Consider the following 21,155-nt stretch of genomic DNA (forward strand, 5'->3'; position numbering starts at 1 on the left):
GGGCACGCCGTGGCCGGTGGCCGCGTGGGGACGCGCCGGCGCCGCTTACCGGGTGCCGGTGTCCACCTGGCCGGTGCACGAGCCCTACGAGGACCTGACCCACTTCCTCACCGACGCGCGACTGCTCTCCGCCCGCGCCACCGCGGGGTTCCTCCGCCGAACCAGCATGGGCAGCCTGCGTTTTCCACCCGGCTTCCTCGCCGACGTGGAAAGCCACCTCGACCGGATGGGCGGCTGGGCGGCATGACGCGGCGACCCGAGACGGACGCGGCCACCAGCGCGCGAATGGCGCGGCAACGGCGCACCGGAACCGATCCGGAAGTCGCGCTACGCCGGGAGCTGCACCGGCGCGGGCTGCGCTTCTTCGTCGATCGAGCGCCGATCCGTGGCCAGCGCCGCCGCGCCGATCTGGTGTTTCCGCGCCGACGGGTCGCGGTCTACGTGGACGGCTGCTTCTGGCACCGCTGCCCGCAACATGCCACCGATCCGAAGAACAACGCGGAATGGTGGGCCGCCAAGCTGGCCGGAAACGTGGCGAGGGACCGCGCCACCGACGCGGCGCTGATCGCGGCGGGCTGGCACGTCGTCCGTGTGTGGGAGCACGAGGACGCGGTGAGCGCGGCCGACCGTGTCCAGGCGGCGCTGACGTCCGGGTCACCGGGGACGTCATCCGGCCCGCCTGCAGGACCCTCGGCCTCCGGCCCAGCGCCGGGACGGTGACGGACCTGGTCCGGCGGCACTCGTTAACGGCGGCGGACCCGGACCAGGGACTGTGGAGCGTGTGCGGCAAGGTAGCCGGACACCACCATCACCGTCATGACCGCGATTCCTGCGGCGGCAGTCGCGAAGCCGAGCATGGGACCTCCTCGAATTGCACTTGCGGTCCAGCGTGCCCCGCGAAGCTGGCAAGAGGCTGTGTGCCGGGTGGTAAAGGCCCGTGCCTCCCACGCGGTACGGGTGGCAGGCAGCACAATGATGCCGTGACGCGTGGCCCGAAGACCACCGATCAGCGCCTGCGACCGGTGTCGTGGGTGATCGCGCTGGCGATCGCGCTCGCGGGAGTCTGCTATTCGTCCTGGGTGCTCCAGTTCGTGCTGAAGATCGAGCTCGACCCGGTCAATTCCTTCCTCAGCGAACTGGACGAGGAGGGCAAGCCGTACCGGCTCGTGTTCGCGACCGCCGACATGATCACGGGGGCGTTGCTGATGCCCGCCGCGATCGCGGGGCTGCTGCTGTTCCCGCGCCGTCGGCTCACCACGATCGGCTGGGTGGCGCTGTTCTGTTTCGGCGCGTCGACCATCGCCGACGTTCTGATGCCGCTGCGTGACTGCACCCCCGGCGAGGCCGGGTGCGGCGGCCCCAGTGAACTGTTCCCGCAGCTGCATCAACCGCACGCGTTGACGAGCACGCTGGCGGTCACCTCGATCGCGGTCGCGGCGTTCGCATTCAGCCTTGCCGCGTTCCGTTATCGGCGCTGGCGGATACTGCGCGAGTTCGGACTGGTCGCCCTGGGAATCGGAGCGGTGGCGACGGTCTGGATGCTGGTCGACGATAATTTGCCCGGGAATTACGCCCTCGGGATAGCCCAGCGCATCCAGGTCGGCGCGATGTCGCTGTGGTTGCTGGCGCTGGCCGCCGCGGTGATCGTGGAGGCCAGGGAGTGGACCGAGCCGAGCTGACTGCGGCCACGACAGCAGCCCGTGCGATGCTGTCGCCCATGAGTGATCGCGTGAACATCTCCTCGGGTTCGGAGTTCGAAGACATCGTCGGCTACTCGCGGGCCGTCCGGCTCGGCAATGTCGTCGCGGTCAGCGGAACCACCGCCTCGGCCCCCGGTGGCACCGCCGTCGGTGGCGACGACATCGGCGAGCAGACCAGAGAGACCCTGCGCCGCATCGGTTCCGCGTTGACGGAGGCGGGCGCGAGCCTGGCCGACGTCGTGCGCACCCGCATCTTCGTCACCGACATCGCGCGCTGGCCGGAGGTCGCCAAGGCGCACGCCGAAGTCTTCGGCGATATCCGGCCCGCGACGGCCATGTACGAGATCAAGGCCCTGATCACCCCGGCGCTGCTGGTGGAGATCGAGGCCGACGCGATCGTCGCCGAGTAGAGCCTTCGGCTCGACATTCCGCCGGGCACCGGCCGAGCTGCGTGTCCTCGCGGAGAGACCCGAGCCGCCTATGCGCATCTCGCGCACCCCGCGGACACGACCAAGCGGCGGTACCGGTGATTGTCGGCCTGAGCTGTTTGCTCGGTGAACCCGGCCCGTCGTTGCGGCGAGCCGGGTTTCCTGTCACTAGGGTCGGAACCGTGACCACCGCTTCGCAGACCCCCGTGCAGCTCGACACCGTCGCCGAGGCGACCGCACGCCTGCTCGACACCATCCGCGGACTCGATGAAAACGCGGTGACCGAGCCGTCCCTGCTGCCGGGTTGGACCCGAGGCCACGTTCTCGCCCACCTGGCCCGCAATGCCGACAGCCTGGTCAACCTGCTGCTGTGGGCCCACACGGGAATCGAAATCCCGCAGTACGCCAGCGCTTTCCTGCGCGACAGCGACATCGAGGCGGGAGCACCTCGTCCGCTCGCCGAGCAGCTGGCCGACAACGAGGCCGCCGCGACCCGGTGGCTCGGCCTGGCTCGCTCACTGACCGACACCGCATGGAAGTCCCCAGTCCGCACCCGCCAGGGCCGCCCCATCCCCGCGACCGAGGTCCCCTGGATGCGCCTGCAAGAGGTGGAAATTCACCACGTCGACCTGAATGCGGGCTACCACCCGTCCGACTGGCCCGCCTCGTTCGTCGCCCGGATCCTCCCGCAAGCCACCAGCGATCTGATCCGCCTCACCGCCGACAACCCCCTCGAACCGTTCACCCTCCACGCCACCGACACCGACTTCACCGCCACCATCGGCCCCTCCCCTGCCACCAATACCATCTCCGGCCCCGTATCCTCGCTGGCCGCCTGGCTCCTCGGCCGCAGCCCCGGCTCCGACTTGACCGGCAACCTCCCCGCACTTCCGGCGTGGAAGTAGGCATCGCGCCCGGCGTTGGCGTGCCAGCGGGCAAAATCCATGTCGCTTTCCCCGAGATGCGCCTGGCCGTATCCCCTGAACAGCTGGTTTGGCGACCGGGCACGTTCCATCGGGCGTTGACAGAGTTGCCGGTCGTCTTCTCCGAGTCCCCGCCGTTGCACATCATGGCGAGGGCCGCAGGGTGGAGCACGGACCGATAGGACACGACGGACCGCCACCCAAGTCGTCAGAGATGTAGAACGCCCCTCCGCAATGAGCGAAGGGGCGTTCTACTAGTGTGCGCCCGAAGGGATTCGAACCCCTAACCTTCTGATCCGTAGTCAGATGCTCTATCCGTTGAGCTACGGGCGCAGGTGTTATTCAGTTGTACCCGGTTTCCCGGGCGTGGCGGAGGCGAGAGGATTTGAACCTCCGGTCCCCGTGAAGGGACAACTCATTAGCAGTGAGTCCCATTCGGCCGCTCTGGCACGCCTCCTGGAGCCTTCTCTTCGAGGGCACCGGTCCTTTCGAACCGCCGAGCAGAAAGGTTACAGGAGCTACCGTCCAGATCACAAAACGGCTGGTCAGCGCAGGTTGCTGTCGAACCAGTCGAAGATTCTGGTCTGCGAATCGGCGGCGTCGGTGTCGTCGTCGCCTGCGCTGTCGGCGCGGTGATGCAGGCCGGGGTAGGTGACGACCAGGCTGGCGACATCCGCGCGGGCGGTCGCGTCGCGCAGCTGTTCGACCTCGGCAGGCGGGGTGGCCGGGTCGTCTTCGCCGAACACGCCCAGCCAGGGCGCTTGCAGCTTTGGGGCGGCCCGCACCAGGGCATCTGCCTGCTCGGTGAGCGGCTCGATGATGCCGCGTGCCGCGACGCTCACCGCGGCCCCGATCGGACGGTTGGTCGCGACCAGGAACGCCGCCGTACCGGCGGAGTCGAAACCGAGCACGCCGATAGTGTCGGGGAAAACCCCGCGCCGGGTGAGCCAGTCGAAGCAGGCGTCGAAGTCGTCGAACAGCTCGTCGCCGAAGACTCCGCCGCCCGGTTCGCCGTCCACCCGGTGGAAGAGGTCGGGCGCGACTACCACCCAGCCCTCCCCCGCCAACGCGCTCATCAGGTCGCGCAGCGCGCCGGTCAACTGCCTGGACTCGTGCAGCACCACGATCCCACCGCGGGCATTGCCCTCGGGCTCCACCACGGTGATGGGCACCTGCCCACGGGCAGTCGGTCGCACGTCTTCCTGGTCGCTTCCCCGTAGCGGGGCGATATCGTCGTAGGTGCCCGACATGAAACCAGCGTAGGGCGAGTTGCGGTTCTTCGGTAGAAAATCGCACGTGAGGGCCTATTGCCCAGAGAATTTCCGGTACGCTGACCGGCCCATCTGTGCCTCGGATTAGGGTTGGAGTGTGACAGCGCAGATCCGGCCGGACCTCGATTCGATCCCGGCGTACACCCCCGGCCGCAGCCATCCCGGCGCGGTCAAGTTGGCCAGCAACGAAACGACCTTCGGTCCGCTGCCCGCCGCCGCCAAGGCCATCGCCGAGGCGGCGGAGTCGGCCAACCGGTATCCGGACAACCAGGTGGCCGAGTTGCGCGCGGCGCTGGCCGACTTCCTCGGGGTGGGATTCGACAACGTGGCGGTCGGCTGCGGCAGCGTTGCCCTGTGCCAGGAGCTGGTGCAGATCACCTGCGCGTCGCCGTCCGACGAGGTGCTGTTCGCGTGGCGCTCGTTCGAGGCGTACCCGATCGTGACCAAGGTCGGCAACGCCACCTCCGTGCAGGTACCGCTCACCGCCGACCAGGTGCACGATCTGGACGCTTTGGCCGCGGCGGTCACCGACCGAACCAGGCTGATCTTCGTCTGCAACCCGAACAACCCCACCGGCACCGCCGTCGGCAAGGCGGAACTGGTCCGGTTCCTGGACGCGGTGCCGCCGCATGTGCTGGTCGTGCTGGACGAGGCCTACTACGAATACCTTCGGCTGGCCGATCATCCGGACGGCGTCGAGCTCGGCCGGACCCGGCCCAATGTGGTTGTGCTGCGCACCTTCTCCAAGGCCTACGGGCTGGCCGGACTGCGGGTCGGCTACGCGGTTGCCGATCCCGCCGTGATCACGGCACTGCTGAAGGTGCACATCCCGTTCAGCGTCAACCGGCTCGCGCAGGCGGCGGCGATCGCGTCGCTGGAAGCGCGGCACGAATTGCTGGATCGCACCGACATTCTGGTCGCGGAGCGCGAACGGATGCGCGACGCGCTGGTGGCGGCCGGGTATCCGGTGCCGCCGAGTCAGGCGAACTTCGTCTGGTTGCCACTGGGCGGACGCAGCACCGAGTTCGGTGAAGCGAGCGCGGCGGCGGGAGTGCTGGTACGGCCCTACGGCGCCGACGGGGTCCGAGTCACGGTCGGCGACCCGCACGAGAACGATTTGTTCCTCGGCTTCGCCACCGATCCCGCGGTGCTGTCGCGGTTCAGCGGCTAGCGGACGCCGATCGCGCCCGCGATCGTCGGCCAGGACAGCGCCAGCTCGTCCGCCCAGTACGGCCAGGAGTGCGTGCCGGTGGCGCGGAAGTGCGCGGTGATCGGGATACCGAGCGAACGAAGCCGGTCGGTGAGTCGTCGGGTGCAGGCATTGGTCGCGGCCTCCAGCGGGCCGCCGAACCCGATGGCGCTGGCGAGGTCGACATCCGGGGTGCCGGGCACGTCGTGCACGCCGGGCAGGCCGCTGCCCACCGACAGATAGATCGTCTTGCCCCGCAACGCGTCCGCGTGCAAGGTGACATCGTGGGCCAGCCACGCCGGATCGTCCTGCTTGCCGAACATGTTGTCCGGCTCACCCCGGTAAGTGGCCACCACCGCGCGGGCCTGTGCCTGACCGATATCGGTGCCCATCGAGAAACAGCCGCTGTGCGCGGCGATCGCGGTGTAGAGCTTCGGCTGACGGAACGCGAGCATCATCGCGGCCTCGGCGCCCATCGAGACGCCCATGACCGCGTTGGTGCCGTTGCCGTCGAACTTCGCGTCGATGAGCGGGGGCAACTCCTTGGCGAGGAACGTCTCCCACATGTTGGTGCCGAGCACCGGGTCGGGCTGCTGCCAGTCGGTATAGAAACTGGCCGGCCCGCCGACGGTGAGCACCACGTTGACGTCCTTGTCCGCGTAGAAGCGGTCCGCGTGCCCGAGCTCGGTCCAGTTGTTGCTGTCGGGGCTCGCGCTGCGGCCGTCGAGCATGTAGACGGTCGGGCGCGGGCGGGACTGGTTGCGCGGCAGCAGTACCTGCACCTCGACCACCCGGCTCATCGACGGCGACGCGACGAACACCCGCAGCCACCGGTCGTTGATCGGTTCGATGCGGTCGATCCTGGCCGTCGAGGGCTGTTTACTGGTCGGCTCGGCCGGACCAGGGCCGTCCGAGGAGCCGGTGTTCACCGGCGGAGCCGCGCCGGGAGCCGCCGTCACCTGGGGAGCGCCGAACGCCACCACACCCGAAACAAGTGCGGCGCTTACCAAGGCGCTGGAAAACCAACGCCGCACCGCGCGGCGAGACAGCATGCGAACCATCCTGCCAGAGCGACCATGGGTGAGCCGTAGACCATATCCGTGTCGAAGCCCGTTCCTCCCGCTCATCGCGTGGCGAGACCGTCCTGCCAGCGGCGTTCTACTCCGGCGAACCGCCAGATACCGATCGCGACTGCCCAGGTGATGACGAAGAGTCCCACGATGATGTAGCCGAGATCACCCAGATCGAGGTTCCCAACCCAGGCGATGACCCCCGATTCGACCTCGAGTCTCTCGGCGAAGATCGAGACGATCTCCTGCCCGCCGATCAGCAGTGCGACCGCGACCGACAGTCCGGTGATCACCAGGTTGTAGTAGATCTTGCGGACCGGCTTGGCGAAGGCCCAGTCGTAGGCGAAGCTCATGAACGAGCCGTCCAGTGCGTCGAACAGCGCCATGCCCGCCGAGAACAGCACGGGCAAAACGAGAATCGAATACCAGGGCAGCCCGGTCGCCGCCGCGCCACCCGCGATGACCAGCAGCCCGACCTCCGTGACGGTGTCGAACCCGAGACCGAACAGCACACCCACCGGATACATGTGCCTCGGCTTGCGAACCAGGCCGATCACCGGACGCAGCACCCGGTTCAGCAGCCCACGGCTGTCCAGCTCCCGCTCCAGCTGCGCTTCGTCGACCTCGCCGCGGCGCATCTGCCGGAATACCCGCCAGATCCCCACCAGTGAGGCCAGATTCAGCAAGCCGATCAGGATCAGAAACGTGCCCGAGACGCTGGTACCCCACAGGCCGGTCCACCGTTGCAGCGCCGAATCCTCGTTCTCCAGGCCGGCCGCGAGCGCACGCACACCGAAGGCGAGCAGCGCGACGAGCACGAACACCACGGTGGAATGGCCGAGCGCGAACCAGAAACCGACGGTTTGGGCCTTCTGTTTCCCGTACTCCGCCACCAGTTTTCGCGTCGTGTTGTCGATCGCGGCGATATGGTCGGCGTCGAAGGCGTGCCGCATGCCGAGGGTGTACGCGGTCACGCCGAGTCCGACGCCGAATACCGATCCTTGAATCAGGTAATGTCCGGGCGCCACGAAGAGCAGGAGCGTCCCCCAGCCGACGACGTGCAGCGCGATTACGGTGACGGCCATCCCGATAACGCTCCGCACGAGTGACCCCCTCGAATCCTCGAAAAGCCGATCACGTCAACGATACTCGACAGCGCCGATTCCAGGCCGCGTGTTCCATCGATCCAGCAAATCCAGCGAATCGTGGCACACCGCCAGCACACCCGCCGTACCCTGTTCGTCAGGCCTTTTCCGGGCATCTGACCAGGACGGACGGGATCGGGTATCCACACCCCGATACCGAGGTCACCGCACTGCTCTTCGACGCGGTAAACGAACCGACCGCTCGGTCATTGCCGGAGCGGGCCTGCGTCATCCGAGCAGGTTTTCGGCCGGAAGCTATTTCGTGGCGTAACCTGCTCCGCGCGACTTCGCGGTCCATCCGGATGGGTGGTATCGGCTGTGCACTCGCGCGAATTCTCTGCTCGACCCGTCTGTTTCACCGCAGCACCTATGCCCGACCGGAGAAAATCGTGAATCCAGTGTCCCCTGCGTCTTCGCTCGAGAACGAACCGGAGACCAAGCCTTTCCACACCGATCTGCAACGCCGGATGCGAGAGTGCGACGAGTTCTTCCGGCTGCCCGAGCTGGCCCATCTGTCCCCCCATCGTCGCCGCAGCGCGCTGGAGCAGCTCGAACAGACCGGTGGCTATCTGCAGACCGCCGAAGAGATCCTCATCGGAGCCAGACTCGCTTGGCGCAATCACGCTCGCTGCGTCGGCCGGAAACACTGGCGCTCGCTGAAATTGCTCGACGCCCGCCGCGTGCGATCGGCACGCGATCTGGCCGAGGTCTGCTGGCAGCACCTGCACATGGCCACCAACGGCGGAGCGATCCAGTCGATGATCACCGTCGGCCCGCCGCGGCAGCCGGACGGGCGCGAGTTCCGCATCGTCAGCCCGCAGCTCATCCGCTACGCGGGCTACCGCAACGGGGACGGCACGGTCACCGGCGATCCAGCCAACATCGCGCTCACGGAATTCGCGATGAAGCTCGGATGGAGCGGCGCCGGAACCCCTTTCGACATCCTTCCGCTGCTCATCAGCACGCCCGACGAGCCGATACGCTGGTTCGACATACCGCCCGAACTCGCTCGCGAGGTGCAATTGGAGCATCCGGAGTTCGAGTGGTTCGCCGGCCTCGGCCTACGCTGGCACGCGCTGCCCGCCGTGTCCGATATGAATCTGGAGATCGGCGGCATGACCTACCCGTTCGCGCCGTTCAACGGCTGGTATCTGGGCGCGGAGATCGGTGCACGCAACCTCAGCGACACCAATCGCTACAACATGCTGCCGCTGATCGCCGAGATGATGCGCCTGGACACCAGGGCCGAGCGCAATCTGTGGCGCGATCAGGCATTGGTCGAACTCAACCGTGCGGTGCTCTACAGCTTCCGCAAGGCGGGCGTCCACATCGTGGACCACCACACTGTCGCCAAGCAGTTCTGCGATCACGTCCGGCGCGAGGAGGCCGCGGGCCGCGCCTGCCCCACCGACTGGACTTGGATCAATCCGCCGATATCCGCCGGCCTGACCCCTACCTTCCACCGCTACTACGATCCACCCGACCTGGATGTCCGGCCCAACTTCGTCCGAAGGGACCTCGGCGCAGACATCGGGCTCTGATTCCCTCCGGGTACGCCTGCCCCGCGCGATCCTGGGTCTGGAAGCTGAGCGAAACGAGCCCGGCTCACGCTCTCGGTGCGCATGCGCAAGCCACGAGTGCAGCGGAGACGGAGGGATTTGAACCCCCGGTCGCTCTCGCGACGCTCGCTTTCAAGGCGGAAAAGTGGGGTACGGCCGAGTCCGGGAGAGTCCAGATTCGGCCGCATCCTGCGGAAACACATCCATGTAAGTCCGTTACCGTCCGGCCGAGTCCGGCCGAGTTGTGACAACGTCGTGACAGCGTGACGCTTCGCTACGACTGCTGTCCCTTGCCGAACTCCCGGAGATACCGTTCGGCGGACACCTTGCGCGGGCACGGTGGGTGCAGCTCGCGTGGATCTTCAGCCGAGGTATGGCGCGCGGCGCCCCTCCAGGTAGTGGGTCAGCCGGAGTCGCTGCGTGTGGTGCATGTCGAGGCTGTCCAGTTCGGCGGGGGGTACGAACCGTAGTTCGGTGGACTCATCGGAGATGGCGAGGTCGCCTCCGATGACATGGGCTAGGAAGCACACGTTGAACTGGCGTCGAACCTCGCCGTCGCTGTAGGCGATTACGTGGCGCGGATCGGTGTAAGTGCCGACGAGCCCGGTGATTTCGATGTCGAGCCCGGTTTCTTCCTTGACCTCTCGCACCGCGCAGCCAGGGAGGCTGTCGGTCATCTCCATGCCGCCACCGGGCAGTGCCCATAGGCCGCTGTCGGCGCGGCGCTGCAGCAGGATGCGGCCCTGGTCGTCGCACACCACGGCGGAGGCCGCGACGACAAGACTGTTCGGCTCGGGTGCGGCGGGGTCGTCGTAGAACTCGGTGCGCGCCATCGGCTTACCCTCTCACCGGTCGGGCCCTGTGCCAGACCGCGTCGAGACTGTCGGTGTAGGTGTCGAACAGGCCACCGTCGAGGGTACGGCGCAGGTGCCAGACGGGCGCGCCGTAGGCATTCACTCCCCACACGTGGGCATTGACCACCATTTCGTCGTCGGCGCGGTAGATGCTGTTGTAGAGGGTCGTGTCGTGCGTGCGCAGCTCGACACCGGGCGTCGCGTGGAGGGCCCGGTAGTGCATCAGAGCTAGACGGCAACGGGATTCGATGCCGTGCCCGAATTTCTCTTCCCTGCCCCGTTGTTGGACGTTGGCGCTGTCGGCATCACCCACCGCTATCCGGATCGCGCAGCCCGCCTCGGCCCGTTCGATCAACAGATCATTGAGCCGGGGGTACGCCTCATGGAGGAAGACCGCCGCGTACACCAAGACGTCGATGTGGTGACGCGCTGCCGCGAACAGGTTGACGAACATCGACGCCGGGACGTCGGCCCGCTGGTCGTAGAGGGCAACGAGTTCGGGGCTGACAGCGCGGGCTGTGCGCGCCTGCCGCAGGGCGGGCCACAGGACGTGAACGTCCTCGCCCAGGGTTTCGGCGGCTTGGAATGCGGTACGCCGACGGGGAACCCGACCGAGATTCACCCATCGCTCAACCGATTTCGGATCGACCCCTGTCGCCTCCGCCAAGCTGGAGTGGGTCCATCCTCCGGCCGCCATGGCAGCGCGTAAACGCTCATTCGACATAAGGACGTTGTACACCCGTTGGGACGTCCCGAAGTGGAAAACGTACGAGGTTCCGCCGTCTCGATGGTCAAAGAGACGCTGTGTGCAGCCCCGGCGTCGGGTCTGAGCCCCGACCTCCCCGGCGCCGGGTGCTACCCAACCACCACATAGCGCCCGGGGGTACGAGATGCCCGATGAACTCGTCAACACACTGCTCATCATCGCGACCGTCCTTGCGCTCCTCTGGCTGCCGTTCGAGGGCCTACCGGGATTTCTGGACCGCCGCGAGAAGGCAACCGCCCCTGACCCCGATAGCGGACCCGGTCCCGCCGAATCCGACTGCCACCCCGCACCGGTCGTACCTTTCACCGTCGCCCAGGCCCGGATCGTCATGCAGAAGCTCATCCGCTGCGACGCCGAACGCTGCGACTGCAAGGCTGTCGCGTTCAGGACGCTCGTCGAGGCCGGACTGGTGAAGCCTGCCCGGGACCTCAAATGAACACAGCCAACCATGACGATGACGGACTCCGGATCCACGCATCCCGCACCGACGGCTCCGTGCACTTCGTCGGCCCGGACGGCTGGCCACGCACCCCTGAAGAGCACGCGGAGATCCTCGAGGACGAGGCGATCGACCGCGCCCGCGACGCGCTGAACCCGCGGTCCGATGGCGCTGAGTGAACCGCAGGCGAAGGTGCTTGCCGCGCTGGCCGATCGGGCGCTGACTGTGCGGCAGCTCGGCTTGCTCGTCGGCTTGTCGAACGACGCCACGCAGGCCGCGCTGCGGTCGCTGTCCTACCTGGGGTGGGTGCGCCACTTCTCCGGCACCCGGACATGGCGGATTACCAAGCCGGGCCGCCGCGTCATCTCGGACCCGCGCTACCGCGATTTCCTGCCACGACGACACGGGCGTAACTAGTCGCGGCTGCTGGGGACGCTTGGTTTTCGAGTGCCGGACATGGACGCAAGTTGTTCGTCGAACGGCCTCGAATTCTAGTGGCCGAGCGAGACAATCGGCCTACGCGAGAAAGGCCACTATGAAGAAAACCCTGGGATGGATCCTGCTGTTCTGCATCGCATGGCCGATCTTCGTCTGGCATGTGGTGTGCACGGCGGCGGGCGTGCGGTCCATCCGGTTGCACGATGCGCGGCACACCTGCGGCACGTTGATGCATCTACAGGGCGTCCCGATTGCCACCGTGTCGGCCTGGCTCGGGCACTGCGACGCCGCATTCACGCTGCGGACCTACGTGCACAACCAGGCAGACGCGCTGACGGCGGCGGCGCAGACATTGAATGCGGTTGTGACAGGCCGTGACACCGCGCCGAGTGTTCGAACGGTTCGAACACGGTCGACCCGGCGAAAATCCACCGGGTGACCTGCCCGAACCCGAGCGGAGACGGAGGGATTTGAACCCCCGGTCGCTCTCGCGACGCTCGCTTTCAAGGCGAGTGCATTCGGCCGCTCTGCCACGTCTCCAGGGACCTGATCGTAGCGGACTGCTCAGCCGGGCTGCTGGCCGATTTCCTCGTCTACGCGTCCGAACACCTCGCCGATCACCTCGAGCTGGGCCGGGGCGAGCAAGTCGATGAAGTGACGGCGGACGGCTTCGACATGGCCGGGGGCGGCGGCCTCCAGTCGGCGCATGCCCTCGTCGGTGAGCTCGGCGAGCACGCCGCGGCCGTCCTCCAGGCAGGTGTTGCGGCGCACCATCTGCTGGGCCTCCAGCCGCCGGATCTGATGGGTCAGCTTGCTGCGCGAGGACAGCACGCCGTCGGCCAGCTCGCTCATCCGCAGCGAGCGGTCAGGGGCCTCCGAGAGCAGGACCAGGATCCGGTACTCGGCGATGGTCAGGTCGCTGTCGCGCTGCAGCTGGCGGTTCAGTTCCGTCATCAGGCGCTGGTGACCGTCCATGTACGCGCGCCAGGCGCGCTGCTGCGCTGGGGTGAGCCATCGCGGTTCGGCCACCGCTGGACCGCTCGGTTCGGGATGCACGATGGCCATTCTATGCGCGGCGAACTGCGCAAATCGGCGAGTGCCGCAGGTCAGCGGACCGTGGACAGCAGCGAGCGGCCCACCGCGGCCAAGTCGGCGCACCCGGAGAGTCCCAGCGCCGAGTCGAAGTCGGCGAGCAGAACCCGCAGCGCGTGCCGAACGCCCGCGGCGCCCGCGAGGCCGAGACCATAGGCCCATGGCCGCCCGTAGAGCACCGCCTTCGCGCCCAGCGCCAGCGCGACCAGCACGTCGGAGCCGGTGCGCACGCCCGAGTCGAACAGCACGTCGGCACGGTCGCCGATGGTGGCCACCACCGCGGGCAACGCGTCCAGCGCCGCGATCGAGCCGTCCACCTGGCGGCCGCCGTGGTTGCTCACCACCACCGCGTCGGCGCCCGCGTCGACCACCTGCCGCGCGTCTTCCGGGTGCAGGATGCCTTTCACCGCGATCGGCAGGTCGGTCCATTCCCGCAGGTGCGCGAGGTCGGCCGGCCGCAGCGTGTGGTTGCCGAACAACCCGACCCAGGTGAGGATGGCCGTCCGCATCGCCTCCTCGCTCTCCTCCGGCGCGGCCGGGAGCTTGGCGCGGAACACCGGATCGGAGAGGTAGTTGGCGATGCCCTTGCTGTGCAGGAACGGCAGGTGCGCCAGCTCCAGGTCGCGTGGACGCCAACCGAGCGTCGGGGTGTCCACGGTCACCACGATCGCCGATGCCCCCGCTCGCTCGGCGCGCTGGACGAAGGAGCGGGCCAGCTCGTTGTCCGCGGGCCAGTACAGCTGATACCACCAGGCGCCTGCGGCCGCGCCGACCTCTTCGATGGTCGAGGAGGCCGCGGTGGACAGCACCGTGCCGATGCCCAGCTCCTTGGTGACCTCGGCCGCGATCACCTCACCGCCCTCGTGTAGTAGCTCGAGGACGCCGATCGGTGCGGTGAGCACAGGTGCGGCAAGCCGGGTCCCGAGCACCTCGACCGAGAGGTCGCGGGCATTGGGCCCGGTCGCGCCGCGCAGCATCCGCGGCAGGATGCGGTAGCGATCGAAAGCCGACCGGTTGGCCGCGGCCGTGCGCTCCGCCGAGGCGCTGCCCGCCACGTAAGCGAAAGCCGCCGGGTCGAGCCGCTGCTGCGCGAGCGACTCCAAACCCGCGGCGGTCATGGGCAATTCGGGCACCGCGCCACCCAGTCCGCCCAGGTAGATCTCGTTCTGGAAATTGATGAAGCCGCCGCTCATCCCCGGAACGGTAGTCTGTGCCGCCGGTCACCGCAGCCCGCTTGCCGGATTGCACTTCCACGCCGAGGCGGACCGCCCCGGTTCGGCGCGACTCGGCAGGGGTCAGCGCGCGCTGGTCCACACCGACGGAGCACTATGGCACGGTGCGTGCTATCGATCTGAGCGGATTCGGCGGACCCGAGACGATGTCCTGGGCCGAAGCGCCCGATCCGACGCCCGGACACGGCGAGGTCCTGATCGATGTGGCCGCGGCCGGCGTCAACCGGGCCGATCTGCTACAGCGCCGAGGCCACTACCCTCCTCCGCCGGGCGCGAGCCCGATCATCGGCCTGGAATGTTCCGGTGTCATCGCCGAAGTCGGCGACGGGGTGCGTGAGTGGGCGGTCGGCGATCGGGTGTGCGCGCTGCTGTCCGGTGGCGGTTACGCCGAGCGAGTCGCGGTGCCGGCGACCCAAGTGCTCCGGGTCCCGGACGGCCTCGACTTGGGCGCCGCGGCCGGACTGCCCGAAGTGGCGGCCACCGTGTGGTCGAACCTCGTGATGACCGCGGGGCTACGCGCCGATCACCTGGTGTTGATCCACGGCGGCGGAGGCGGTGTCGGCACGCACGCCATCCAGGTCGCCAAGGCCCTCGGCGCGCGTGTCGCGGTGACCGCCGGGTCGGCCGATAAGCTGGCGCGCTGCGCGGAGCTCGGGGCGGGCGTGCTGATCAACTACCGCGAGGACGATTTCGTCACCGCGGTGCGCGCCGAGGAATCGGGCGCGGGCGGCCCCGGCGCCGACATCATCCTGGACAACATGGGTGCGGCCTATCTGGCGCGCAATGTCGACGCCTTGGCCGCTCACGGCAAACTCGTGGTGATCGGCATGCAGGGCGGTGTGAGCGCGGAGCTGAATCTGGCCGCGCTACTGGGTAAGTGGGGCACGGTCCACGCCACCAACGTGCGGGCGCGGCCCGCGACCGGCGTCGGCAGCAAAGCCGAGATCATCGCCGAGGTCCGCAGGCAGCTGTGGCCCTTGATCGCCGACGGCACCGTCGTCCCGGTCATCGCGGCCGAGCTGCCGATCGAAGAGGCGGGCGAAGCGCACCGGCTGCTGGACTCCGGCGAGGTGTTCGGCAAAGTGGTGCTGCGCGTGAAAGAACTCTGAGCGGCTGCCTCGCCTTCGCTCGGCCCGGCGCGGGCTGGGGACGGCCTGCGCTCGGCCCGCTCACTCCAGCGCGAGCAGCGCCCTGGCGAGCTGATCGATCTCGAACTTGGTGGTGTAGGGCGCGAGGCCGATGGTCACGGCGCCGCCCTCGTCGTTGACGCCGAGCGCGTCGAGCAGCCTGCTGCCGCCGTGCACGCCGCTGACCGTTCCGATCCGGTGGTCGGCCAGCTTGGCCGCGACCTTCTCCGCCTGCATGCCGGCGAGGGTGAAACTGACGGTGGGGATGCGGGTGGACGCGCGGCCGATCACGGTGAGGCTCGGGATCGCGCTCAGCACGGCCATCAAGTGCTCGAACAGCTCGTCGTGATAGTCCTGCAGCGAGGTGATCGACATCTCCAAGCGCTCGCGCCGGGTTCCGCGCGCCCGCTCGTCGAGACCGGCGAGGAAGTCGATCGAGGTGGTCAGGCCGGCGAGCAGCGCGTACTGATGCCCGCCGACCTCGAGGCGTTCGGCGCCCTTCGCATACGGGTTCAGCGACATCGACGGAATCCGGTCCAGGAACGCGGGGTCGCGGAAGACCAGGGCGCCGATCTGCGGACCACCCCATGCCGGTGCGCTCAGCGCGACCACGTCGGCGTTCAATTCGTCGATGTCGATCAGCGCGTAGGGTGCGGCGCCGAACGCGTCGGCCACCAGCAGCCCGCCCACCTCGTGCACCCGGTCCGCGGCCACCCGCACGGCAGGCGCCGAGCCGACGATGGGCGAAGCGGCGGTGAGCGCGACCAATCGCGCCGTGGGGCCGATCAGCTCCTCGAACTGCCAAGACGGCATCTCGCAGGTCTCGATCTCCACCTCGGCCCAGCGCACGTGCGCGCCGTAGCGATTCGCGATGCGCAGCCAGGGCGCGACGTTGGCCTCGTCGTCCAGCCGGGACAGCACGATGCCGGTGCCGAGCCCCAGCCGGGAGCTCAGCGATTCGGCGAGCCAGGCCAGCAGGACCGCGCGGTCGGGACCGAGCACGACACCGGCCGGATCACCGCCGACCAGGTCGGCCACCGCCTCGCGAGCCGCGTCCAGAATCGCCGCACTGCGCACCGCGGCACTCGTGCGGCCGGTATGCGAAAAAGAAGAAGTCCGGAAACCCGTTGATACGGCACGGGATACCGCATCCGGAACCAGCATGCCCGCTTGTGGGTCGAGGTGGATCCAGCCGTCGCCCAGGGACGGAATCAGGCCCCGAACCCTCGCGACGTCGTAAGTCATGTTGGCCACTCTAAGGGCAGCGGGCAAGCGTGTGTAACCGCGTTCCCGTCCGCGACCTGGTGGTGGCACAGCGACCTGGGACTCAGCATGGTGACCGACTTTCGACAGATCCGAACCACACGACGCGAACAGAATAGAACGCCGAGGCCGCTCGGCGGCGTCGACCGGGCAACCCGTCGCAGTCCCTCCGCACCGCCGAGGCCAAGGACACCGGCTTAGCGCGTTCGCGGCGGACGCGACATGATAGGGATCATGACGCACTCGGATGAGGCACCGGACCACATCGTCGTCGTCGGCCCCAACGGCAGGCCGTTGGCCATCCCGGCGGCCCCGGGGTCGGACACGGCGTACACCGCCCACGTGGTGACCGACGACGATAAGAAGGACGACTCGGACGACCGCGACGACTCCGGCGAATCGCTCGCCGACATGGTCGAGCAGCCCGCGAAGGTCATGCGGATCGGCACCATGATCAAGCAGCTGCTCGAGGAGGTCCGCGCGGCTCCGCTCGACGAGGCCAGCCGCAATCGCCTCAAGGAGATCCACACGTCCTCGGTGCGGGAGCTGGAGCAGGGGCTCGCCCCGGAGCTGCGCGAGGAACTCGAGCGGCTCACCCTGCCGTTCACCGACGACGCCGTCCCGTCCGACGCCGAGCTGCGGATCGCGCAGGCGCAGCTGGTCGGTTGGCTGGAGGGCCTGTTCCACGGCATCCAGACCGCGTTGTTCGCCCAGCAGATGGCCGCACGGGCCCAGCTCGAGCAGATGCGGCAGGGCGCCCTGCCGCCCGGTATCCACACCGCCGACCCGCGCGGCAGCCAGGTCACCGGCGGTTCCGGCCAGTACCTGTGAGACCGGCGACGCGCGTGTGCCACGCGGTGGCTGCAAGCCGCAGGGGTAGTCTCGTGCACCGTGCCCGCCGCTGCCGCTCGCCCCGACTCCGTATCCGACCCGAGTGCGGTGCGTCCTGAAGAGAGCCCAGTTGGTTCCGATGACCAAGCGCGTACAGACGACAGCTCACCGACCTCCCCGAACGAGGACGCGCGCTCCGGCGACGACTCGGCGCAGGAGGATGAGGTGAGCGCGGCCACGCCGCAGACCGAGGCGGCGCGCGCCGGGGCGACCGTGGCGAAGATCGCGCCGGACTCGCAGACATTCCGGCGCGCCTTCCAGGACTTCGCGGGCGGATTCGCCCAGCGCGAGCTGTGGCTGTCGCTCGGCTGGCAGGACATCAAGCAGCGCTACCGCCGCTCGGTGCTCGGCCCGTTCTGGATCACCATCGCCACCGGCCTGCAGGCCATGGCGATGGGCGTGCTCTATGCGGCGCTGCTCGGCCAGCCGCTGCGGGAGTACCTGCCCTATGTGACCGTCGGGCTGATCATCTGGAACGTCATCAGCGCGAGCATCCTGGAAGGCTCGGAGGTGTTCATCGCCAACGAGGGCCTGATCAAACAGCTGCCTTCCGCGCTGAGTGTGCACGTCTACCGGCTGGTGTGGCGACAGCTGCTGTTCTTCGCCCACAACATGGTCATCTACCTGGTGATGCTCGCCGCGTTCGGCGTCTGGCGCAATCTCGGACCGGCGACCCTGCTGGCGATTCCCGCGATCGTGCTGATCTTCCTGAACTGCGCGTGGGTGTCGATCGTGTTCGGCATCTTCAGCACCCGCTACCGCGATATCGCACCGATTCTCAGCAGCACCACGCTGATGCTGTTCGTGCTCACGCCGGTAATGTGGACGACCAAGACCCTGGAATCGCAGGTCGGCACCGGCGACCGCGCCAAGCTCGCCGAACTCGTGCCGACATTCCACTATCTCGAGATCGTCCGGGCGCCCCTGCTCGGCGAACCGCAGGAACTGCGGCACTGGCTGGTCGTCGGCGCGATCACCCTGCTGGGCTGGATCGTGGCGATCTTCGCCATGAAGCAGTACCGTTCGCGCGTACCGTACTGGGTATAGGAGCGCCCGTGAGCCGTGTGAGTATCGAAACCCAGGAGGCGTGGGTCGAATTCCCGATCTTCGACGCCAAATCGCGCTCGTTGAAGAAGGCGTTCCTCGGCAAAGCCGGCGGTGCGATCGGACGCAACCAGTCCGACGTCGTCGTGGTCGAGGCGTTGCGGGACATCACGCTCTCGCTGCAAGAGGGCGACCGGATCGGCTTGGTCGGGCACAACGGCGCGGGCAAATCGACGCTGCTGCGGTTGCTTTCGGGCATCTATGAGCCCTCCCGCGGCAGTGCGCGCATTCGCGGGCGGGTCGCGCCGGTCTTCGATCTGGGCGTCGGCATGGATCCCGAGATCTCCGGGTACGAGAACATCATCATCCGCGGCCTGTTCCTCGGGCAGACCCGCAAGCAGATGCTGTCGAAAATCGATGAGATCGCCGATTTCACCGAACTGGGCGAATATCTGTCCATGCCGCTGCGCACCTATTCCACCGGTATGCGGGTCCGGCTCGCGATGGGCGTGGTGACCTCGATCGATCCGGAGATCCTGCTGCTCGACGAGGGCATCGGCGCGGTGGACGCGGAATTCATGAAGAAGGCCCGGATCCGGTTGCAGTCGCTGGTGGCCCGGTCCGGCATCCTGGTTTTCGCCAGCCATTCCAACGAATTCCTCGCGCAGCTGTGCGATACGGCAATGTGGATCGACCACGGCCAGATCCGCTTGCGTGGCGGCATCGAGGAAGTGGTGCGAGCCTATGAGGGACCGGAAGCGGGAAATCACGTGGCGACCGTGCTACGCGAAATGGAGGCCGAACGGGCCTCGCGGACCGAGCGAGAATTGGAGCGCAATCAGGCATGAGCGGTCAGGCCCCCGCGACACCGGGCTCCGGCTCGCGCATCGTGGCTGTCGTCGTCACGCACAAACGCCGCGAACTGCTCGCCGAGTCGCTGAAAGTCGTTGCGTCCCAGTCCCGGCCGGTGGACCACCTGATCGTGGTCGACAACGGCAACGAACCGGAGGTGGCCGCGCTGCTCCGCGACCAGCCGGTGGAGTCCACCTATCTGGGGTCGGCGCACAATCTCGGCGGCGCGGGCGGGTTCGCGCTCGGCATGCTGCACGCCCTGAGCATCGGCGCGGACTGGGTGTGGCTGGCCGACGACGACGGCAGGCCCGAAGGCCCCGATGTGCTGTCCACCCTGCTCGATTGCGCGGACCGGCACGGGCTGGTCGAGGTGTCGCCCGTGGTCTGCGATATCGATGAACCCGACCGCCTCGCCTTCCCGCTGCGCCGGGGCGTGGTGTGGCGGCGGCTGCGCTCGGAACTCGGCGACGAGGATTTCCTGCCCGGGATCGCCTCGCTGTTCAACGGCGCGCTGATCTCCGCGCAGGCGGTCGACGTGATCGGCGTGCCGGACCTGCGCCTGTTCGTCCGCGGCGACGAGGTCGAGGTGCATCGCCGTCTGGTGCGCTCCGGCCTGCCGTTCGGCACCTGCCTGCAGACGGCATATCTGCATCCCAACGGTGCGGCCGAGTTCAAGCCGATCCTCGGCGGCCGGATGCACACCCAGTACCCCGACGACCCGGTGAAGCGTTATTTCACCTACCGCAACCGCGGCTATCTGATGTCCCAGCCCGGCATGCGGAAGCTGCTGCCCCAGGAGTGGATCCGCTTCTCCTGGTTCTTCCTGGTCACTCGGCGCGACCCCGCTGGCCTGCGCGAGTGGTTCCACCTGCGTTCGCTCGGCCGCCACGAACAGTTCGGCAAGCCCGAGTAACTCACCGTTGCTGACACGCCGGCCTACCTGCCGCTCGACGACGTGCGCGCGGTCGCGTGCGAAGAACTCGCGGCGCTGACATCCCGGTGGCACGGTAGGGTCGCCCTCGCACTGTTCGCTATCTGGGAGGGATAGATGAGTCACCCCGGCGGGTACCCGCCTCATGGCCAGCAGCCCGGGCAATGGCCTGGACAGCCGGCGTTCGGTCAGCAGCCGCCCGTCGGCCAGTACCCGCCTTCGCAGGCGCCCGCGCAGTACGCGCCTGCGCCCGCGGGGCAGCATCCGAGTCAACCGCACCTCGTGCAGCCGCAGGCCGGGCAGCCCCCGTACGGGCAGCCCGCGCCCCGATTCGGCCAGCCCGCACCGCAGTACGGCCAGCCGCAGCCGTATGGCCAACCCGCGCCGTTCGGTCAGCAGCAGTACGGGCAGCAGCAGGGTTACGGCCAGCCTGCCGATCCGCCCGGCATCACCATCGATGCCTCGTACTCGGGTTGGGCGTTCCTGCTCGCGTTGACCAAGCCGAAGATCCTGGTCAACGGCCAGCGGGTGCCCAACACCCGGTGGGGCGCGAACCACATTCCGGTCGGCCCCGGCCAGTACCACGTCCGGGTCACCACGCCGTGGTTGTTCGACATGGGCCCGGCCACCGTGACGGCGCCGATCGCCGAGGGGCAGGCCACGCGCTTCTACTACAAGGCGCCGGTGGTGATCTTCCTCAATGGCGCGATCGGCCCGGTTCCGCAGAAGGCGCCGGGCATGGTCTTCCTGTACATCGTCTGGGCATTGACCGGCCTGATGATCCTGCTGAACATCCTGACGCTCGCGGCGCTGTAGAACCAGAGAGGGCACCGGTATACCGGTGCCCTCTCTTCGCACTCCCTATGCAACTGATTGCATACTGCCGAGGTTTACGCTTAGTGTGCAAGCGCGCGACGCCGCGGACGTCCTGACCGCGGCAC

General features: G+C 68.0%; 24 protein-coding genes, 3 tRNA genes and 1 pseudogene. 17 read left to right on the plus strand and 11 right to left on the minus strand.

The annotated features are described in order from the left end of the window. The 5 genes and pseudogenes from NA4_RS27850 to NA4_RS27870 form a co-directional block, all read left to right on the plus strand. Positions 1-247, plus strand: a pseudogene (locus tag NA4_RS27850) (DNA (cytosine-5-)-methyltransferase); the annotation flags it as partial. Next, positions 244-720, plus strand: coding sequence for a very short patch repair endonuclease (locus tag NA4_RS27855; RefSeq protein ID WP_067476430.1), 477 nt, complete (start codon positions 244-246; stop codon positions 718-720). The pseudogene NA4_RS27850 and the gene NA4_RS27855, both read left to right, overlap by 4 nt. A gap of 260 nt (positions 721-980) precedes the next feature. Next, positions 981-1,679: a DUF998 domain-containing protein gene (locus NA4_RS27860; RefSeq protein ID WP_084497496.1), complete on the plus strand. Its 699-nt coding sequence runs from the start codon at positions 981-983 to the stop codon at positions 1,677-1,679. Between the two features lie 38 nt (positions 1,680-1,717). Continuing rightward, positions 1,718-2,110, plus strand: coding sequence for a RidA family protein (locus NA4_RS27865; protein ID WP_067476502.1), 393 nt, complete (start codon positions 1,718-1,720; stop codon positions 2,108-2,110). A 200-nt stretch (positions 2,111-2,310) separates the two neighbouring features. Beyond that, complete coding sequence (locus tag NA4_RS27870) at positions 2,311-3,033, plus strand: maleylpyruvate isomerase family mycothiol-dependent enzyme (RefSeq protein ID WP_067476435.1); 723 nt, start codon at positions 2,311-2,313, stop codon at positions 3,031-3,033. A gap of 278 nt (positions 3,034-3,311) precedes the next feature. On the opposite strand, the gene NA4_RS27880 is transcribed toward NA4_RS27870, so the two are convergent. The 3 genes from NA4_RS27880 to NA4_RS27890 form a co-directional block, all read right to left on the minus strand. Next, positions 3,312-3,384: transfer RNA gene (locus NA4_RS27880), tRNA-Arg, on the minus strand. Between the two features lie 34 nt (positions 3,385-3,418). Beyond that, positions 3,419-3,508: transfer RNA gene (locus tag NA4_RS27885), tRNA-Ser, on the minus strand. A gap of 88 nt (positions 3,509-3,596) precedes the next feature. After that, a complete protein-coding gene (locus NA4_RS27890) occupies positions 3,597-4,301 on the minus strand; it encodes a dienelactone hydrolase family protein (protein ID WP_067476440.1) in 705 nt (234 codons plus the stop codon). Positions 4,302-4,419: 118 nt separating this feature from the next. Here NA4_RS27890 and hisC point away from each other — a divergent pair, with 118 nt between their 5' ends. Beyond that, entirely contained in the window at positions 4,420-5,493 is a 1,074-nt protein-coding gene (gene hisC / locus NA4_RS27895) for a histidinol-phosphate transaminase (protein WP_067476443.1), read from the plus strand. Here hisC and NA4_RS27900 read toward each other — a convergent pair. Both NA4_RS27900 and nicT read right to left on the minus strand, forming a co-directional pair. Next, complete coding sequence (locus tag NA4_RS27900) at positions 5,490-6,563, minus strand: alpha/beta hydrolase (RefSeq protein ID WP_067476505.1); 1,074 nt, start codon at positions 6,561-6,563, stop codon at positions 5,490-5,492. The two genes, hisC and NA4_RS27900, sit on opposite strands and share 4 nt — an antisense overlap. Before the next feature lie 71 nt (positions 6,564-6,634). Continuing rightward, positions 6,635-7,684, minus strand: coding sequence for a Nickel transporter NicT (gene nicT / locus NA4_RS27905; protein WP_507763404.1), 1,050 nt, complete (start codon positions 7,682-7,684; stop codon positions 6,635-6,637). Positions 7,685-8,193: 509 nt separating this feature from the next. Between nicT and NA4_RS27910 the strand changes: the two genes are divergently transcribed. Continuing rightward, positions 8,194-9,267, plus strand: a complete 1,074-nt coding sequence (locus NA4_RS27910) for a nitric oxide synthase oxygenase (RefSeq protein WP_067476506.1) — start codon at positions 8,194-8,196, stop codon at positions 9,265-9,267. A gap of 380 nt (positions 9,268-9,647) precedes the next feature. Here NA4_RS27910 and NA4_RS27915 read toward each other — a convergent pair whose 3' ends face one another. Then, positions 9,648-10,118, minus strand: a complete 471-nt coding sequence (locus NA4_RS27915; protein ID WP_067476450.1) for an NUDIX hydrolase — start codon at positions 10,116-10,118, stop codon at positions 9,648-9,650. Positions 10,119-10,122: 4 nt separating this feature from the next. Beyond that, on the minus strand, positions 10,123-10,863 hold the full coding sequence (locus NA4_RS27920) for a DUF5919 domain-containing protein (protein ID WP_084497497.1): 741 nt from the start codon (positions 10,861-10,863) through the stop codon (positions 10,123-10,125). 166 nt (positions 10,864-11,029) lie between these two features. On the opposite strand from NA4_RS27920, the gene NA4_RS27925 reads away from it, so the two are divergent. The 4 genes from NA4_RS27925 (at position 11,030) to NA4_RS27940 (ending at position 12,221) form a co-directional block, all read left to right on the plus strand. Beyond that, entirely contained in the window at positions 11,030-11,341 is a 312-nt protein-coding gene (locus tag NA4_RS27925; RefSeq protein WP_067476455.1) for a hypothetical protein, read from the plus strand. Beyond that, positions 11,338-11,523 carry a hypothetical protein gene (locus NA4_RS27930; protein ID WP_067476458.1) on the plus strand — a complete coding sequence of 62 codons (186 nt, stop codon included), beginning with the start codon at positions 11,338-11,340 and terminating at the stop codon, positions 11,521-11,523. Before NA4_RS27925 ends, NA4_RS27930 begins: the two co-directional genes overlap by 4 nt. Further along, positions 11,510-11,761: a LexA family transcriptional regulator gene (locus NA4_RS27935; protein ID WP_067476460.1), complete on the plus strand. Its 252-nt coding sequence runs from the start codon at positions 11,510-11,512 to the stop codon at positions 11,759-11,761. The genes NA4_RS27930 and NA4_RS27935 overlap by 14 nt, the downstream gene beginning before the upstream one ends. Positions 11,762-11,879: 118 nt before the next feature. Further along, complete coding sequence (locus NA4_RS27940; RefSeq protein ID WP_067476463.1) at positions 11,880-12,221, plus strand: tyrosine-type recombinase/integrase; 342 nt, start codon at positions 11,880-11,882, stop codon at positions 12,219-12,221. A gap of 16 nt (positions 12,222-12,237) precedes the next feature. Here the strand turns inward: NA4_RS27940 and NA4_RS27945 are convergent. The 3 genes from NA4_RS27945 to NA4_RS27955 all read right to left on the minus strand — a co-directional run bounded on the left by NA4_RS27945 (position 12,238) and on the right by NA4_RS27955 (position 14,067). Then, a tRNA-Ser gene (locus NA4_RS27945) sits at positions 12,238-12,322 on the minus strand. A gap of 24 nt (positions 12,323-12,346) precedes the next feature. After that, positions 12,347-12,757, minus strand: a complete 411-nt coding sequence (locus NA4_RS27950) for a MarR family winged helix-turn-helix transcriptional regulator (RefSeq protein WP_174553003.1) — start codon at positions 12,755-12,757, stop codon at positions 12,347-12,349. 131 nt (positions 12,758-12,888) lie between these two features. Further along, entirely contained in the window at positions 12,889-14,067 is a 1,179-nt protein-coding gene (locus NA4_RS27955; RefSeq protein WP_067476468.1) for a lactate 2-monooxygenase, read from the minus strand. A 143-nt stretch (positions 14,068-14,210) separates the two neighbouring features. Here NA4_RS27955 and NA4_RS27960 point away from each other — a divergent pair, with 143 nt between their 5' ends. Further along, on the plus strand, positions 14,211-15,215 hold the full coding sequence (locus tag NA4_RS27960; RefSeq protein WP_067476508.1) for an NAD(P)H-quinone oxidoreductase: 1,005 nt from the start codon (positions 14,211-14,213) through the stop codon (positions 15,213-15,215). Positions 15,216-15,275: 60 nt separating this feature from the next. Here the strand turns inward: NA4_RS27960 and NA4_RS27965 are convergent, their stop codons facing one another. Beyond that, complete coding sequence (locus NA4_RS27965) at positions 15,276-16,478, minus strand: cysteine desulfurase-like protein (protein WP_067476471.1); 1,203 nt, start codon at positions 16,476-16,478, stop codon at positions 15,276-15,278. Positions 16,479-16,730: 252 nt separating this feature from the next. On the opposite strand from NA4_RS27965, the gene NA4_RS27970 reads away from it, so the two are divergent. From NA4_RS27970 to NA4_RS41970, 5 genes are all read left to right on the plus strand, one after another. Next, positions 16,731-17,327: a bacterial proteasome activator family protein gene (locus NA4_RS27970; protein WP_067476512.1), complete on the plus strand. Its 597-nt coding sequence runs from the start codon at positions 16,731-16,733 to the stop codon at positions 17,325-17,327. 225 nt (positions 17,328-17,552) lie between these two features. Continuing rightward, complete coding sequence (wzm, locus tag NA4_RS27975) at positions 17,553-18,434, plus strand: galactan export ABC transporter permease subunit Wzm/RfbD (protein WP_067476514.1); 882 nt, start codon at positions 17,553-17,555, stop codon at positions 18,432-18,434. A 17-nt stretch (positions 18,435-18,451) separates the two neighbouring features. After that, the gene (wzt, locus tag NA4_RS27980) at positions 18,452-19,279 is read left to right on the plus strand and encodes a galactan export ABC transporter ATP-binding subunit Wzt/RfbE (RefSeq protein ID WP_174553004.1); all 828 of its coding nucleotides are present in this window, start codon (positions 18,452-18,454) and stop codon (positions 19,277-19,279) included. Continuing rightward, positions 19,276-20,196, plus strand: coding sequence for a galactofuranosyltransferase GlfT1 (gene glfT1, locus NA4_RS27985; protein WP_067476476.1), 921 nt, complete (start codon positions 19,276-19,278; stop codon positions 20,194-20,196). The genes wzt and glfT1 overlap by 4 nt, the downstream gene beginning before the upstream one ends. 135 nt (positions 20,197-20,331) lie before the next feature. Beyond that, a complete protein-coding gene (locus NA4_RS41970; RefSeq protein WP_174553002.1) occupies positions 20,332-21,030 on the plus strand; it encodes a chromosomal replication initiator protein DnaA in 699 nt (232 codons plus the stop codon). Positions 21,031-21,155 lie beyond the last annotated feature (125 nt).

The sequence above is a fragment of the Nocardia amamiensis NBRC 102102 genome, from assembly GCF_001612745.1.
In the GTDB taxonomy this organism is placed as follows: domain Bacteria; phylum Actinomycetota; class Actinomycetes; order Mycobacteriales; family Mycobacteriaceae; genus Nocardia; species Nocardia amamiensis.

Bases quoted from the DNA above. Each gene is read 5' to 3' on its own strand.
- NA4_RS27935 (WP_067476460.1), top strand. From the start codon at position 11,510: ATGGCGCTGAGTGAACCGCAGGCGAAGGTGCTTGCCGCGCTGGCCGAT.
- NA4_RS27970 (WP_067476512.1), top strand. From the start codon at position 16,731: ATGACGCACTCGGATGAGGCACCGGACCACATCGTCGTCGTCGGCCCC.
- NA4_RS27910 (WP_067476506.1), top strand. From the start codon at position 8,194: ATGCGAGAGTGCGACGAGTTCTTCCGGCTGCCCGAGCTGGCCCATCTG.
- NA4_RS41970 (WP_174553002.1), top strand. From the start codon at position 20,332: ATGAGTCACCCCGGCGGGTACCCGCCTCATGGCCAGCAGCCCGGGCAA.
- NA4_RS27855 (WP_067476430.1), top strand. From the start codon at position 244: ATGACGCGGCGACCCGAGACGGACGCGGCCACCAGCGCGCGAATGGCG.
- NA4_RS27955 (WP_067476468.1), bottom strand. From the start codon at position 14,067: ATGAGCGGCGGCTTCATCAATTTCCAGAACGAGATCTACCTGGGCGGA.
- NA4_RS27950 (WP_174553003.1), bottom strand. From the start codon at position 12,757: ATGGACGGTCACCAGCGCCTGATGACGGAACTGAACCGCCAGCTGCAG.
- NA4_RS27900 (WP_067476505.1), bottom strand. From the start codon at position 6,563: ATGCTGTCTCGCCGCGCGGTGCGGCGTTGGTTTTCCAGCGCCTTGGTA.
- NA4_RS27925 (WP_067476455.1), top strand. From the start codon at position 11,030: ATGCCCGATGAACTCGTCAACACACTGCTCATCATCGCGACCGTCCTT.
- NA4_RS27965 (WP_067476471.1), bottom strand. From the start codon at position 16,478: ATGACTTACGACGTCGCGAGGGTTCGGGGCCTGATTCCGTCCCTGGGC.
- NA4_RS27890 (WP_067476440.1), bottom strand. From the start codon at position 4,301: ATGTCGGGCACCTACGACGATATCGCCCCGCTACGGGGAAGCGACCAG.
- NA4_RS27940 (WP_067476463.1), top strand. From the start codon at position 11,880: ATGAAGAAAACCCTGGGATGGATCCTGCTGTTCTGCATCGCATGGCCG.
- NA4_RS27915 (WP_067476450.1), bottom strand. From the start codon at position 10,118: ATGGCGCGCACCGAGTTCTACGACGACCCCGCCGCACCCGAGCCGAAC.
- NA4_RS27865 (WP_067476502.1), top strand. From the start codon at position 1,718: ATGAGTGATCGCGTGAACATCTCCTCGGGTTCGGAGTTCGAAGACATC.
- glfT1 (WP_067476476.1), top strand. From the start codon at position 19,276: ATGAGCGGTCAGGCCCCCGCGACACCGGGCTCCGGCTCGCGCATCGTG.
- NA4_RS27920 (WP_084497497.1), bottom strand. From the start codon at position 10,863: ATGTCGAATGAGCGTTTACGCGCTGCCATGGCGGCCGGAGGATGGACC.
- NA4_RS27930 (WP_067476458.1), top strand. From the start codon at position 11,338: ATGAACACAGCCAACCATGACGATGACGGACTCCGGATCCACGCATCC.